The 15,678-nt window shown below is 56.4% G+C and carries 11 protein-coding genes; 9 read left to right on the plus strand and 2 right to left on the minus strand.

Annotated elements, in window-relative coordinates; translation table 11 throughout:
• Together L6H98_RS12995 and L6H98_RS13000 are read left to right on the plus strand one after the other, a co-directional pair.
• Entirely contained in the window at window positions 1-1,566 is a 1,566-nt protein-coding gene (locus L6H98_RS12995) for a hypothetical protein (protein WP_236415627.1), read from the plus strand.
• Window positions 1,563-3,086 (plus strand): fatty acid--CoA ligase family protein, encoded by a 1,524-nt coding sequence (locus L6H98_RS13000; protein ID WP_236415628.1) that lies wholly within the window; start codon window positions 1,563-1,565, stop codon window positions 3,084-3,086. The genes L6H98_RS12995 and L6H98_RS13000 overlap by 4 nt, the downstream gene beginning before the upstream one ends.
• 107 nt (window positions 3,087-3,193) lie before the next feature.
• On the opposite strand, the gene L6H98_RS13005 is transcribed toward L6H98_RS13000, so the two are convergent.
• Together L6H98_RS13005 and L6H98_RS13010 are read right to left on the minus strand one after the other, a co-directional pair.
• A complete protein-coding gene (locus L6H98_RS13005) occupies window positions 3,194-4,948 on the minus strand; it encodes a glycoside hydrolase family 13 protein (RefSeq protein ID WP_236415629.1) in 1,755 nt (584 codons plus the stop codon).
• Between the two features lie 228 nt (window positions 4,949-5,176).
• On the minus strand, window positions 5,177-6,679 hold the full coding sequence (locus L6H98_RS13010; RefSeq protein WP_236415630.1) for a carboxypeptidase M32: 1,503 nt from the start codon (window positions 6,677-6,679) through the stop codon (window positions 5,177-5,179).
• Window positions 6,680-6,930: 251 nt separating this feature from the next.
• On the opposite strand from L6H98_RS13010, the gene L6H98_RS13015 reads away from it, so the two are divergent.
• From L6H98_RS13015 to L6H98_RS13045, 7 genes are all read left to right on the plus strand, one after another.
• A complete protein-coding gene (locus L6H98_RS13015) occupies window positions 6,931-8,532 on the plus strand; it encodes an ABC transporter substrate-binding protein (RefSeq protein WP_236415631.1) in 1,602 nt (533 codons plus the stop codon).
• 89 nt (window positions 8,533-8,621) lie between these two features.
• Window positions 8,622-9,572 carry an ABC transporter permease gene (locus L6H98_RS13020; RefSeq protein WP_236415632.1) on the plus strand — a complete coding sequence of 317 codons (951 nt, stop codon included), beginning with the start codon at window positions 8,622-8,624 and terminating at the stop codon, window positions 9,570-9,572.
• A 41-nt stretch (window positions 9,573-9,613) separates the two neighbouring features.
• Window positions 9,614-10,537: an ABC transporter permease gene (locus tag L6H98_RS13025; protein WP_236415633.1), complete on the plus strand. Its 924-nt coding sequence runs from the start codon at window positions 9,614-9,616 to the stop codon at window positions 10,535-10,537.
• Complete coding sequence (locus L6H98_RS13030; protein ID WP_236415634.1) at window positions 10,515-11,534, plus strand: ABC transporter ATP-binding protein; 1,020 nt, start codon at window positions 10,515-10,517, stop codon at window positions 11,532-11,534. The genes L6H98_RS13025 and L6H98_RS13030 overlap by 23 nt, the downstream gene beginning before the upstream one ends.
• The gene (locus L6H98_RS13035) at window positions 11,518-12,501 is read left to right on the plus strand and encodes a dipeptide ABC transporter ATP-binding protein (protein ID WP_236415635.1); all 984 of its coding nucleotides are present in this window, start codon (window positions 11,518-11,520) and stop codon (window positions 12,499-12,501) included. The genes L6H98_RS13030 and L6H98_RS13035 overlap by 17 nt, the downstream gene beginning before the upstream one ends.
• 45 nt (window positions 12,502-12,546) lie before the next feature.
• Entirely contained in the window at window positions 12,547-13,785 is a 1,239-nt protein-coding gene (locus L6H98_RS13040) for a M20 family metallopeptidase (RefSeq protein WP_236415637.1), read from the plus strand.
• Window positions 13,778-15,577 carry a M28 family peptidase gene (locus tag L6H98_RS13045; protein ID WP_236415639.1) on the plus strand — a complete coding sequence of 600 codons (1,800 nt, stop codon included), beginning with the start codon at window positions 13,778-13,780 and terminating at the stop codon, window positions 15,575-15,577. The genes L6H98_RS13040 and L6H98_RS13045 overlap by 8 nt, the downstream gene beginning before the upstream one ends.
• Window positions 15,578-15,678 lie beyond the last annotated feature (101 nt).

Below are 15,678 nucleotides of genomic sequence, written 5' to 3' on the forward strand. Positions count from 1 at the left end.
ATGTCATCCTTACGGCATGTTCAGCCACTGATGGATATTCCGTTTTATTATCCCTGCCATTTTCCGCTGATTCATGAGGTTTTGCGGCGCCAGGGCTGCCAGAGCAGCCTTGGCCTTCTGGCGGCCAGCCGATTGTTTACCCTTCCCTCGTGTTCGGACACGGGGCTGGTCAAGCCTTATTTTCACAAGCTGGATTACGAGGATGCCGTCTGGAGCATGGGGGAGCAGCGCGAAATGGGCAGTTTCGAGGAAGGGCTTGCCGCCATTCGTGAGCGCGTGGGAGAAGGTGAATTGTTCCTCGCAACGGGTTCGAGCTACCATTTGCCGTATGACGAGAACTTTCGGAATCCGGAGTATATCCATAAACATCTAAGGGAGGGTTCCCGCCTGCATCTGGTGGACCACTGGCTGGCCGTGTGCGATATCGGGGAACGGCATGTGGACGTGTATGATCCGGTCCCCTCCAAATATAAGGGGGCGGTCTCGCTTTCGGCCTTTCGCGATTTCTGGAAAGGGCACAAGGCGATGCCCGAGCTGGCGTCAGCCAAGCGAAAGGAAGAGCTGAGAACCTACGGAACGATGGAGGTTCGGGCCGCGGGCCAGCTGGATGATGACGGGTATCGAGAGGTGCTGCGCGCAGCCCTGGCTACGCAAATTCACGAGTTCCTGGCGGCCAGGCAGGTGAGGCAAGGGGAACGGAACTATTACTTTGGACAAGCCGTCACCGTAGAGCTGCTGCGCACGCTCCATATGGAAGGGAAAGAAGACGAAGGCGGGGCACGTTCCCGCGTTCAAGGGGAATCCGGGAATGAACGTGCACACCATTCTGTCTTCCGGAATGGGCAGCAGGGGGCGTTCGCTGCAATGTCTGAGGTTAACCTTTCCGGTGATTGGAAATCCAGTAATGCTGGTGTTTCCCGGCTACCGGGCCTATTGTTCGATATGCGATGGAGCCGGTATTTTTTCAGAGATTTACTGCTGGAAGCGGCTCGCGTGTTAGGCTCGCCGTACGACGCTTATCTTGAGGCCTGGCAGGGCCTGATCTTGCGTTGGGAACGCAGTCACAAGCTGCTGATGGCCAGGCTCGCAAAGCGTGATTCCGGTTGGAACGATGAGCTCAGTGGGGCCATCGGGCAACTGGCGAACGATGAATGGGCCTGGTACGAGAAGATGCAATCCATCCATGGCAGCGAATCCCGCTTTGTTCAGCGCGCATTTGCCGGGAATGAAAAGGCGAATTCGGCGGAGGCGAAGCGGGAAGAAACGCTGGCCCGCATCGTTCTGGAGAGCTGTCATGAACTGAATGCATATGGACGCGGCGGCATCCCGGTGGAGCTTGGACTGCATGCTCCGCTCTATGGCAGGAACGGCCGGTTGGATTCGCTTGGTTTGGTGTCGTTATTAGCCGTCGTGGAACAGGAGGTCGAGGATCGATACGGCATATCGGTCGCACTGACGGAGATGGCGGCTGCTTCGATGCCTGAAAGTCCTTACCGCACGGTCGGTTCGCTGGTGGGTTACCTGGAGGGCAAACTGCGTGCGCAGCGGGAAGGAGTGGAACCATGATCGAAACGTTACTGCGGCGATTCGAGGGATGGGGCTCCGCCCCGGCCATGGTATGGCAGAATGACGGTTACAGCTACGGATGGCTGCGCGGAGAGGTACGCAGGATGAACCGCCTGATCGGCAATGCCGGCATGGCGGGCTGCGTCGTTACGCTGGAGACAGACTATTCTCCCCATGCCGCTGCCGCTTTGCTGGCTCTGCTGGAGCAGCGCTGCATCGTTATTCCGCTGGCTCCGGACCTGGTTCGGAACAAGCGGGAGGAGTATATGGATTTGGCTGGAGCGGAATGGCGAATCGTGGCCAGGCGGGAGAAACACTCCGATACTGATGGGTATGGGGCCGACGTTGATGATGTAGGTGACACTTTATCGGAGGGGTTGCTTTGGAGTGCGGACAAGCTTCGTTCCGTGCCTGACGAAGATCGGTGTACGGCAACGTTAAGCGATGCCGTGCCTGGCGGTCTGGTGGCCTTAAGCGTAAAGCGATTCGAGGCGGACGGATTGCCGCCGCTATTAACCGAACTTCGTCAGCAGCAGGTCGGCGGTCTGGTCATTTTTTCTTCCGGTTCGACGGGACGAAGCAAGGCTGCCGTGCATCGCGCCGATCGGCTGCTGCAGCGGTTTCAAAGGCAGGGCCGCCCGCTGCGGACGATTCCTTTCATGCGTTTTGACCATATCGGCGGTTTCAATACGCTGCTGCAATCGCTGGCCAGCGGCGGCTGCCTGTGCATGATCCGCGAGCGATCGCCGGGGGAGGTGTGCAGAACGATCGAGCGGCATCGGGTGCAGGCCTTGCCCGTATCGCCGACGTTTATGAACCTGCTCCTGCTCAGCGGTGCGTACCGGGACTTTGATCTGTCCAGTCTGGAAGTGGTGTCGTATGGGTCTGAGGTGATGTCACAGGCGCTGCTCGAAGCATGGAACAGGGCGTTTCCTCACATTCGGACGGTTCAAGCTTACGGGATGTCCGAGCTCGGCATTTTGCCGACGCGCTCCAAAGCGTCGGGCTCCCTGTTGTTTGCCGTACGGGACGGGGAAGTGCAGTATCGCGTGGTGGACGGGCTGCTGGAAATTCGCACGGCAACGGCCATGCTCGGATATTTAAACGCGCCGTCGCCGTTTACCGAAGACGGTTGGCTGCGCACAGGAGATGCTGCCGTGCTGGAAGGGGAGTATCTCCGCATTCTGGGCCGCGATTCCGAGATCATCAATGTAGGCGGCCGCAAGGTCTATCCGGCAGAGGTGGAGGGCGTGCTGGAGCAGATGGAGGTCATTGAAGTGGCGGTCGTTTGCGGCGAACACAGCGGCATCACCGGCCAGCGTGTAACGGTCACCGTGCAGACAAGCCGGGAGATGCCCCTCGCCGAGCTGCGCCGGATGATCTGGGATTATTGCCGCGAACGCCTGCCGGATTACAAAATTCCGCAAAAGATCATCTTGGCGAAGGACGGCCTGACGAGCCCGCGCATGAAAAAGGTAAGGCAGCCCCTTGCCGTCTCGCCAGAACAAATCGAAACATAAGCCGAAGATAAGGCTGAAACATTAAACGTGAAAACACCCGCAGGGATGGCCCATCGACCATCGGTTCCTGCGGGTGTTTGGTTTGGGTTAACGTTGAGCCGAATACACTAGACTTCAAGTTTGAGCAGGCGGAAATCAAGCCCTTCCAACGCTATATCCAGCGTCGACGTTTCCGAGGTCAGCACTTCGCCGCTAAATGCATCGCGCCAGCTTGCTTCTTCCGGCATGGGCAATTGCAGCACCCGAGGCGACTCGGCGGCATTCATCAGCAGGCGGAAATGTTCGTGGCTCCCGTCATCGGTGCGTTCGATTATGATTGCGGCATCTTTTTGGGCGGCGTGCACGATGCGCCAATGGGAGCCGCGCAGCGCCGCATGGGTTTTGCGCAGCGTGATGATCCGCGTGTAGAAGTCGAGCAGTTCGCGGTTTTGCCGGGTTTCGTCCCATTCCATGCATTTCCGGCATCCCGGATCGTAGCCGCCTTCCAACCCGACTTCGTCGCCGTAGTAGATGCATGGTACTCCCGGGTAGGTCAACAGCAGCAGGACGGCAAGCTTCATGCGCCGAACGTCGCCCTCGCAGACCGTCAAGAGGCGCGGCGTGTCATGGCTGCCCAGCAGATTGAAGGCCGCCTCCGTGACGGATTGCGGATAAGCCGCGAGCAGATTTCCGATCTCTCCGGCGAAGGCAGCTCCGTCTAATTTGCCATGGACCGCATAATCCAGCACCGAATTGGTAAAAGGGTAGTTCATGACTGCATCGAACTGGTCCCCTTGCAGCCACATGATGGAATCGTGCCAGATCTCGCCGAGGATATACGCGTCCGGCTTGATGCTTTTGACCGTATCCCGGAACTCGCGCCAGAAGCGGTGATCCACTTCGTTCGCCACGTCCAGCCTCCATCCGTCGATGCCGATTTCCTGCACCCAATACCGGGCGACCTCAAGAAGGTAGGCTTTGACTTCGGGGTGCTCGGTGTTGAGCTTAGGCATGATCGGTTCGAAGGCAAACGTATCGTACGTCGGAATGCCGTCCTCGATCCGCAGCGGCCATTCGCGCACATGGAACCATTCGGCGTATGGCGAAGCCTGGCCGTTTTTCATTACATCGACGAAAGGCGGGAAGTCTCTTCCCGAATGGTTGAATACCGCATCGAGCACCACCCGAATGCCGCGGGCATGACATGCATCCACGAGCTCCTTAAGCTTGGCATTGGTGCCGAAATGAGGATCGACCCTCAAATAATCGGCCGTATTGTATTTGTGGTTGGTGCTGGCCTCGAACACCGGAGTAAAGTAAATGGCGTTTACGCCGAGCTGGTTCAAATGGTCGAGGTGGTCGATCACTCCCTGCAAATCTCCGCCGAAGAAATTGGTCGGGGTCGGTTCGCCGCCCCAAGGCTCCGCATCTTCGGGGCTGATGGACGGGTCGCCGTTCGCGAAACGCTCCGGAAAAATCTGATAAAAGACAGCGTCCTTCACCCATGCAGGCGCCTGGAAAATGTCCGCCGGATTCAGGAAAGGAAAGTCGTAAAATTCCAGCGGGTTTTCGGGCAGCTCGGTTTCGAATCCCCGTTCGGTCATCCAAATCCGTTCGCCGTCCTGCTCCAGTTCGAACCCGTAGCGCAATCTTCGATATGGAGGCTGCACTTCGATTTGCCAGTAATCGAACAGCTCGTCGCTGGCGAATTTGCGCATCGGAAGGGTACGGGCCGTGCGTTCCCAAGCGTATTTGTCCCCGATGACGGCGGATACCTGATCCAGATCGTCACGTCCGGTTCGCAGGCGGATATGCAGGGTGTTGCGATCATAAGCATAAGACCAGTTCAAGCGTGCACGATGATAAATAGCTTCAAGCTGCATTACACATTCACTCCTTGGATGGAATAGTGGTGGTGCAAATCAGGCCAGAAAACGCAAAAAAGGCACAACCTCCAATGTTCGCGAGGTTGTACCTTTCGGCAACATAGCCTTTAAATTATGTCATTATTATACAGTCGGACGGAGGAAAAGGGAAGCCATAAAATGATAAATTTTTTCCCGAAAAGAAATCATTTCCGGTTGTGTTTTGCTGCATTGGGTTTGTTGCGCTCACAACGAATATAACCGTTCGTATTTCTCGGTCAAATAACGAATCAATGGAGCGGTATCAATGCCTTGTCCCGTAATAGCGTGAATGAGTTCGTCAGCGGAACGCGATTTGCCGTATTGCTGGACATGCGTTGCCAGCCATTCGAGGATCGGTTCAAGTCGGTCTTCTTCGACCAGTTGGTCGTAGTCGGAAAGGTCTCGGCGGATCGCTTCATGAAGCTGCGCAGCGTAGACGAAACCGAGCGTATACGAAGGGAACAGTCCAAACCCGGCAGACCAATGTCCGTCTTGCAGAATGCCCTCCAGATGGGATGGCGGACGCACGCCGAGATATTCCTCGTACTTGTCGTTCCAGGCTTCAGGCAATGCATCGTAATCGACTTCCCCGGCAATGATAGCCAGTTCCAGTTCGTATCGAATGATAAGGTGCAGGTTGTAGGTCAGCTCGTCCGACTCGAAACGGTTCAGCGAAGGCCGTACGGCGTTCAGAGCTAAATAAAATTCGTCCAGCTCAACATTGGCGAACGGGTCCGGCTGCAATTGCTGCAGGCCTGGATAATGGTTCTGCCAGAAGCCCTTGTGCCTGCCGATAAATTTTTCGAAAAAGATGGATTGGGATTCATGTATGCCGTAGGAGGTAAAGATGCCAAGACCGGTATGGATCAATTCGGGATCGATATGCTGGGTATAGAGCGAGTGGCCCCCTTCGTGGAGCGCGCTCCATAATGAAATGCGCACGTCATTTTCTACATATTTCGACGCCACCCGCGCGTCATGGGGGTTAATGGCTGAGCTAAAAGGATGTACCGTTGCGCCGAATTTACCGGCATCGAAGTCGTATCGTATTGCATTTAACAACTGTATTCCGAGCTGTTCTTGTTTATCCAACGGAAACGGCCGAGTGAAGATGGATGTGTCCGGCTGTCTTGGCGCGGAGGTTACGCGTGCAATCAGGGGCAACAACGCCGATTTCAATTCTCCGAAGATACGGTTCAAGGTGCGGGCATTCAAATCGGGATCGAATTGCTGCACCAGCGCATCGTACGGATGCTCGTCATATCCCCAGTAGGAAGCAAATTTCAGGCTGAGATCGAAAATGGATTTCAGATGAGGAGCGAACAGGGAAAAATCATTGGCTGCCCTGGCTTCGAGCCAGGCTACGCTTGCGAGTCCTTGCCGATCTACGAATGCTCGATATTCCTCCACAGGGATAGCGCTCCAGCGCGTAAAAGCTCTGCGATGCTCTCGTACAATCCGCTTCGTGAGATCATCCGCATGTTCATCAGACTCTGCTTCTTCCAAAAGCTTGCCGAATTCCGGGTCCCTTTGTAATTTGAACAATTCTTCGGCAAGTGTACCTTTGGCACGTGCGGCGTGGATCGCGCCTTTGCGCGGCGCACCTGTTCGGGCATCCCAGTTCAGCAGGGTGAGCACCTGTTTGTAATGTTCGATTTTTTCGATATGTTGAAGCAATTTCGGATGCAGGTTCGTGATCGTTGGCATCGGTCAAGCTCCTTTCCCATAATCAGGATAATTTTTCAAGTATCTTAGCATCCGGCGTTTGTGGGTGTAAACGAAATCGACCCACTTTGTGGATTAACAAAAAATGAATTCATAGTTTATAAATGCTTATTTTACAAAACGCAGGCCTCCGTTTAGCCTTAGATTAAATTTCACTAATCCGACAAGTTAAGTCGTGATTATCGTTCCTGTCGGGCCTTACCCATCGGGAAGAATAGAAAGGGGATTGTCTTATGAAAAACAAATGGAAACCTGCGCTGCTCTTGATCCTGATCGTGCTGCTGCTCGCCGGCTGCGCTTCGGGAGGTCAGGGGCAAACGACGCAGGGAGCAGCTGCGTCCGGGAATGACGCACCCGCATCGGCCGAAGGCGAGGCCAAGCAAGGCCAGGTGCTGAATATCGGATATCCGACTCAGCCCGTGACGCTGGACGCCCACATTTCCTCCAATACGGCCGTAAAGGACGTGTCCCGCGAAATTTACGAACAATTGGTTACGCTGGACCAAAACGCCCAAGTCATTCCGCTATTGGCCGAGTCCTACGAAGTTAGCGAGGATCGATTGACGTACACGTTCCATCTTCGCCAAGGCGTGAAGTTTCACAATGGCAAGGAACTCCAAGCCGAGGATGTCGAGGCTTCATTGAATCGCTGGATCAGGTTGTCCAGCCATGGGAAAGCCAATTTTGTCGGTGCCGTTGCCAAAGCCAAAGACAAATATACGGTGGAGCTTCAGTTGAAAACGCCGTTCTTGCTGACGCTGCAGCTGTTGGCCGACCCCATTCCGGCTGCTGCCATTTATCCAAAAGAGGTGGTCGAAGCGGCCGAGGATACGGGCATTAAAGAGTTCATCGGCACAGGGCCTTATCAATTGGAGGAATGGAAGCAAGATCAGTACATTCACCTGAAAAAGTTCGATGATTACAGTGCGCGAACCGAACCGGCCGACGGTGCGGGAGGCAAGAAGGAAGCGATCGCCAGCGATCTCTACTTCCGCTTCGTGACGGATGAGTCCACGCGGTTGGCCGGGATTGCTTCCGGGGAGTACGACATTGCGCTCAACATTTCGGTGGACAATGAGCAGCAGGTCGCTTCGAATCCGGATCTGCAGACGTATCTGAGTCCAGGCGGTCTGATCGCTTACTTCTATAACAGCCAGAACGGCCTGTTTCAGAACGTGAAGCTGCGTCAGGCGGTCAACGCGATCCAGAATGCGGACGACATCCTGACATCGACGTTCCGGGACGAGCAATTTTATGTCAAAACATCCTCCCTGGTCCTGCCGGAATTCCCGAACTGGTACTCGGAGAAAGGCAAGGAAGCCTATAGCCAGGCGAATGCCGAGAAAGCCAAGCAGCTATTGCAAGAAGCGGGATACAACGGGGAGGAGATTACCATCTTCACCACTCGCGATTACGTGGACCAATACAATGTGGCCGTCGTGCTCCAGCAAGAGCTTGAATCGATCGGGGTGAAGGTAAAACTCGATGTGTACGATTGGCCTACCTTGCAGGAGAAGCTTGCGACAGGAAAGGGATGGGACATCTATCCGATGAGTTATGCATTCCGGCCAACGTTCTACCAGTATTCGTTCTGGGGAGGGGCCGCTGGGCTGCTGAAGAGCGAGAAGCTGGATGAGCTTCTTCAAGGCATTCGCACCGCTTCATCGGTGGAAGAAGCACGTCCGTTGATCGATGGACTGCAACAATTTGTATGGGACGAGGTGCCCTTCTCCATCATTGGGCACTCGAAACAAATTACGGCGCTGTCCAAAAACGTTCAGGGATTCCAAAACATCCTTGGACCGATTTTCTGGAATACGTCCAATACCAAGTAAAAAAGGCGGCAAATCGGCAGCCCAAGCTGCGGCGCATTCACGCATAAGGGCTGCCATTCTGCTAACTGATGCGAAGCGGGGGGATTTGATTGGGAGGATACATGGTTCGCCGGTTGCTTTCGCTGGTGCCTGTGCTGTTCGTCGTGGCGGTGGTCGTGTTCTCTATCATCCATCTGACGCCCGGCGATCCGGCGGCGATTCTGCTGGGTGAGGAGGCAACCCAGGCCGACATTGACGAAATGCGAAGCCGGATGGGACTGGATCGCCCGATTTACGAGCAATTCGGCATTTGGCTGCTGGGCCTGCTCTCCGGCGATTTGGGACAATCCGTTTTTCTGGACAAACCGGTTGTGCAAGCTTTCGTGGAAAGGTTGGGCCCCACGTTGTCTCTTGCCATCCTTGCCCAGATCATCGGTATTGCGCTGGCATTGACGCTAGGCATCACTGCGGCTAGACACAGAGGCGGCATCGTGGACCAATTCGTCATGGGGTTCTCGATGTTAGGCATCTCCATACCAAGCTTTTTGCTCGGCTCCCTGCTGGTCATCCTGTTCGGGGTCAAGCTGCAATGGCTTCCCGTTGCAGGATATCAACCGCTGGAGTCAGGCTTGTGGTCGCACCTGAAATACTTGCTGTTGCCCGGCATTGTGCTGGGCGTAATCCAAGCTGCCCTGATCGCACGCATGACGAGAGCGTCCATTCTGGACGTGCTGTCGGAGAACTTCATCAAAACGGCCAAAGCCAAGGGTGTAAAGGAAAAATGGATCATTTATACACATGCGCTCCGGGTTGCGTTCATTCCCATCCTGACTGTCATCGGCGAATCCTTTGGCGGTCTCGTAACAGGTGCAGCTGTCATCGAAACGCTGTTCAATATTCCGGGCGTGGGGCAATTGATCGTCAATTCCATCAGCCGCCGTGACTACACGGTTATTCAGGGCTCGGTGCTGCTCGTGACCGTGGCATACGTATTCGTGAACTTGATCGTCGATTTGTTATACGGCGTGGTTGATCCGCGCGTTCGTCTGAATAAAAAATAATTTCATCGTCATTAATTTTGACTACAAAAGGAGGAACGCCTATGTCGGCGAATTCGGGAGCCGCTCTGGCCCCGGCCGGGCTCCGCTCCGCCACAAACCGGCGCTTGGCCTTCAAGCGCATCACGCATAACCGCCTACTGGTGACGGGGGCGTTCATTCTGTTCCTGCTCTTGCTGCTCATTAGCTTCGGGCCGCTTCTGACGCCATACGGTCCGTTGCAGATCGATCCGGTCAACCGCCTGAAAGGGCCCAGTCTGGCTCATCCGTTCGGCACGGACAACTTCGGTCGCGACGTGTTCACCCGCGCGGTGTACGGACTGCGCATTTCGGTCATCGTGGGATTGGCGGTGACGGCCATCTCGTCGCTGATCGGCATGCTGATTGGATTGCTGTCGGCCAGTTACACGCTGTTGGACCATATCCTGATGCGCATCTGCGACGGGTTGTTCGCGTTTCCTTCCATCTTGCTCGCTATTTCGATCATGGCTGCACTCGGACCGCGTCCGGTGAATGTCGTCATCGCCTTAAGCATCATTTTCATTCCATCCGTGGCGCGAATCATTCGGGCCAAGGCGCTTGTGGTCAGGGAACTGACCTACATCGAGGCGTTGCATGCCCAAGGGGCAAGCCGTTGGCGGATCATCTGGATCCATATGGCTCCCAACACCTTATCGCCGCTCATCATTCAGGCCACGTTCATTTTTGCGGTATCCATTCTGACGGAAGCGTCGCTCAGTTTCCTTGGTGCGGGCATCCCATCGCCTGCGCCGAGTCTCGGAAACATGCTGTTCGACGGCAAAAACGTCATCTATAACGCTTGGTGGATGACCGTGTTTCCCGGCAGCTTCCTGTTGCTGGTCGTACTCGGCCTGAATTTGTTCGGCGACGGGCTCAGGGACCTGATGGACCCGCATGCACGCAAGGCGAAAGGAGGGAAGCGCCGTGGAAAAAGAGCCGTTGCTTGACGTACGGGACTTGAAAGTGTCCATTGCTACCGAACGAGGAACCATTCATGCGGTGGATGGCGTCACCTTCCGCGTTCATGCGGGAGAGACGCTTGGCATTGTAGGTGAATCCGGTTGCGGCAAAAGCGTCACCGCCGAATCGATCCTACGACTGTTTGACGAAGAGGCCGTACGGTACGGCGGAGAGGTCCGCTATGAGGGAACCAACTTGCTTGCGTTGTCCGTGCGGGAGATGGAGCGTATTCGAGGCAACGACATCTCGATGATTTTCCAGGACCCGATGTCTTCCTTGAGTCCGGTGCATACCATCGGCAAGCAGATTGCCGAAAGTTTGAGGCTCCATCGGGGGTTACGAGGCAAAAAGGCAAAAGAAGCGGCCGTGGAATTGCTGCGCAAAACGGGCATTCCGTCCCCGGAACGGCGCTTCGACGAGCATCCGCATGAAATATCGGGCGGCATGCGGCAGCGCGTCATGATCGCGATGGCCTTGGCTTGCAATCCCAAGCTGCTCATTGCGGATGAGCCGACTACAGCGCTCGATGTCACGATTCAGGCGCAGATCCTGGATTTGATCTCCAGCTTGAAGAATGAAAACCGCATGGGCGTCATCCTGATCACGCATGATCTGGGGGTCGTCGCCGAGACATGCTCCAGAGTGGCAGTCATGTATTTGGGCCAAGTCGTGGAGGAAGCGGATGTGGATGACCTGTTCTTCAACCCCCAGCATCCGTACACGTCGGGGCTGATGAGCTCCATCCCCCGGATTGACGGGGATCGCAGCGAGAAGCTGCATGTCATCGAAGGTACGGTGCCCTCCCTCCACCATGTTCCGGCCGGTTGCCGGTTCGCCTCCAGATGCGCGCATGCCAGCGAACGCTGCCTGAAGGAGACCCCGCCCTTGAAGGGCATCGGGGAAAATCATATAGTGCGCTGCTGGTATCCGGGTATCGCAGCGGCGACGCAGGAGAGGGGGGAGGAATATGAGCACATTGTCTGAGGAGCAGCCGCTGCTGCATATCGACGGATTGACCAAACATTTTCCGGTGAAATCGTCTCTGGGCAGAACGACGGGCCAAGTCAAGGCTGTGAACGGTGTATCTTTTGACGTCCATGCCGGGCAGACCTTCGGACTTGTGGGCGAGTCGGGCTGCGGCAAAAGCACGCTCGGCCGAACGATCCTTCGATTGATCGAACCGACGTCCGGAAACGCCGTTTATGACGGTACGGACATTTTCGGCCTAGGCAAAAGCCAGCTTCGAAGTTACCGCCAGCATATGCAGATGGTATTCCAGGACCCGTACACTTCGCTTGATCCGCGCAAGCGCGTTGGTTACACCATTGAGGAGCCATTGCTGATTCACCGCAAAGGCAGCAAGCGGCAACGGACCGAGAAAGCGTTGGAGCTGCTGTACAAAGTAGGTTTCAACGAGGAGCATTACAGTCGTTATCCGCACGAGTTCTCAGGCGGACAGCGCCAGCGTCTGGGCATTGCCAAAGCGCTGGCGCTCGATCCCAAGCTCATCATCTGTGACGAGCCGGTATCGGCGTTGGATGTCTCCATCCAATCGCAAGTCATTAATCTGCTGGAAGAAGTGCAGCAGGAGAGCGGCATCGCGTATCTGTTTATTGCGCATGATCTGAGCGTGGTACGACACATTGCCGATCGGATCGGAGTGATGTATTTGGGGCATATGGTCGAACAAGGACCGACGGAAGAACTGTTTGCCGATCCGCTGCATCCGTATACAAAATCACTGCTGTCGGCCGTGCCCGTGCCGAATCCGCGCCTGAAGAGAGAGCGGGTCGTCTTGAGCGGAGAAATTCCTTCTCCGCTGAACCCGCCGTCCGGATGCGTGTTTCACACCCGCTGTCCCTATGCGATGGATGTGTGCAGAGCCGTCGTGCCGGACAATCTTGCCGTTGCCCCGGGCAGGGAGGTACAGTGCCACCTTTATCAACACTGACCCGTTCTGAATGTTATATAGAAGAAAGAGAAGGAGGAGTATGATATGAGCTTTGCATGCGTTGCCGAAAAGTGGAAGGATGAAGCGATCCGGCTGCGCCGCCAGTTCCATCAGCATCCTGAACTGGGACATCAGGAATTCGAGACGGCCCGAACCGTTGCGGAGTTTCTGCAGGGAGCCGGTCTGGAAGTGCGGACCGGCGTCGGCGGCACGGGTGTCGTTGGGCTGCTTCATGGAAGCAGGCCGGGAAAGGTGCTGGCACTGCGGGCAGACATGGACGCACTACCGATGGAGGAAAAAACAGGCTTGCCCTTCGCCAGCCTTATTCCGGGGGTGATGCATGCCTGCGGACATGACGTACACACGGCTATTCTATTAGGCACGGCCGCGGCGCTGAGCGAATACCGCGAACATTTGCATGGCACGGTGAAGTTCATATTTCAGCCTGCCGAGGAAGTGAGAGGAGGCGCAACCGACTTAATCGCAGACGGTGTGCTGCACAGCCCGAAGGTGGACGCCATTGCGGCCCTTCATGTATGGCCGAACTTGCCTGCGGGAACGGTTGGTATCCGAAAAGGACCGATGCTGGCTGCGGCGGACGCGTTCGATATACGCATCACGGGTAAAGGAGGCCATGCTGCTTATCCCCATCAGACCGTGGATGCCGTCGTGATCGCGGCCCAGGTCATCAGCGCTTTGCAGACGATCGTGTCCAGAAATGCTTCGCCGCTCGATTCCGTCGTATTGTCGATTACGAAGCTTCAAAGCAACAGCAAGGCGTACAATATCATTGCCGATGAAGTGCTGTTGGCGGGCACCGTCCGCACGCACCGCACCAAAACGCGCGATGCGCTGCCGGAGCGTATCCGGCAATTGGTTCAGCGCGTTGCCGAAGGTTTCGGGGGACAAGCCGAATTGACGTATTATCGGGGAGGCTCGCCCGTCGTAAACGACGACCGGTTCGTGGACGTGATCCGTCAGGCCGGAGAGGCCATCGTGGGGCGGGAAGCTGTCGTTGAACTGCTGGAACCCTCCATGGGGGCCGAAGATTTCGGGGCTTATCTGGAGCATGTGCCGGGTGCGATGTTCCGCTTGGGGACCGTATCGGCGGAAGACGCCAGGTCACAGCTGCCTTTGCACAGCGATTCGATCATCTTTGACGAGCGCGCGATCGTCACGGGCATCGCGATCCTTGGGGAAACAGCGCTTCGCTATCTTGGCGGGAATTCGCAGGACGACCTCGTCATCGGGGTGGCCGGAAAGGTGGGCGATGCCCGTGACTGAACGGAAACCACCGATCGGGAAGGCAGGAACGGGGTATTGGACGGAGCGAGAAAGGGAAACGGAACAGGCTGAACGAGCGCGCCAGGCAGCGCTGGAAACCATCCTCGGCAGCATTGATGCTGGCTGTTTGACCGTATATAACGAAAACGTGGCTAAGGAAATACGTCTCTCAGGCTCGGCTGAGGAATTGCGTGCCTTCGAGTACATCCGTGATACGCTGGAGGGTTTCGGGTTGGAGCCAAAGCTGGAATTCCACGACGCGTTCATCAGCTTGCCAGGACACGCGGAACTGATCGTGGGCAGCGTCGCTTACGATGCCATTACGCATGCCATGTCGGCATCGACCGCGCGGTTGGACGTACCGCTTCAATATGTGGACGCGCAGGCCATCGGCGATCATGAGTTCAACGGAGGCGCTGCCGTCGTGCACGGCTTGGCGAACTGGACCGTGTTGGACCGACTTCAGCAGCAAGGAGCGAGCGCCGCGATTTTCATCAACAACGGGACGTACACCCATGAAATGATCGTATCGGCGGTATGGGGGAACCCTGCGTCTTTGGAAGACAGATACCCGGTTATTCCGGTCCTGTCTGTCAACCGGACGGATGGTGAACGAATCAAAGCCCAGCTGGAAAGCGGAAACGATGGCATCGTTCACGCTGTGATCCAGACGGAAGTAACGACCGGCTGGCTCCCTATTCCGACGTTGACGGCGGAAATCCGCGGACAGGCGGAGCCCGAGCAGTTCATTCTGTTCAGCGGCCATGTGGATTCCTGGCATTACGGCGCCATGGATAACGGTTCGGCCAATGCCGTCATGCTGGAGACGGCCCGCGTGCTCTCGTTGTACCGGGAACGTCTGCGGCGAAGCGTCAGGCTGGCTTTCTGGTCCGGCCATTCGCACGGCAGGTATGCAGGCTCTGCGTTATACAGCGATTTGCATTGGGAAGAGCTGTACGAGAATGGCGTATTGCACGTCAACATCGACTCGGTGGGTGCCGTTGGCGCGGTTAGCCTCGGTGCAGCCAACACGATGGCGGAGACGCGCTCCTTGTGCGCAGACGCTGTCCGCGTCGTCACGGATGAACCCTTCCGCGGGTCGCCTTTCGGCCGAGCCGGTGACCAATCTTTCTGGGGAGTCGGCTTGCCATCGGTCTTCATGGGTTTGTCCTACCAGCCCGACGGTTGGTTCGGCTGGTGGTGGCATACCACCGAGGATACGCTCGACAAGCTGGCCCCGGCGCATCTGGTACGCGATTGCAAAGTATATGCCGCCGCCATCTACCATGCCGCATCCGCGCCGATCGTGCCCATCGACCAGCGTGAAGCCGTTCATGCCCTGCAGGACAGGGTGAATGCCTATGCCAAACTGGCGGGAGAGCACCTCGACTTTGGACGCATCGAGCTTCGGCTTCGGCAGCTTGACCAGACGGTGGACGCATTCTATCGGTTGGTTGCTTCGGTCTCGCCGGGGCTGTCCGAACCGGGCCTTCGGGTTGCGAACCGGGTTGTGCTGGGACTCAGCCGCATATTGGTGCCCCTCAATTATGTCCGCGGCAGCGTGTATGGGCATGATCCGGCGATCAGCCAGCCGCTCGTACCGGCATTGGCGGATGCCGAGCTTCTGGCAGCATCCACTCCAGGCAGCGATGTTTATTATCGGTTGCGAACCGGGTTGGTGCGTGAAATGAACCGGTTCGGCCATGAGTTGAAACGAGCGGAACATTTGGTTGCTGCCGGAATGGACGAGTTGGAGAAAGCGGAAGCTCCCGCACATGTCGGGAACCATTGAATTCGGGAAAATGGGTGAAGAACATGCGTGAATGTGATCATCGTCGAGGTGAACAGGACGAAGAGGCGCGACTCGTCGATTTCAATCCGGCAAGCCTGGGC

Source organism: Paenibacillus sp. JJ-223 (assembly GCF_927798175.1).
In the GTDB taxonomy this organism is placed as follows: domain Bacteria; phylum Bacillota; class Bacilli; order Paenibacillales; family Paenibacillaceae; genus Paenibacillus; species Paenibacillus hubeiensis.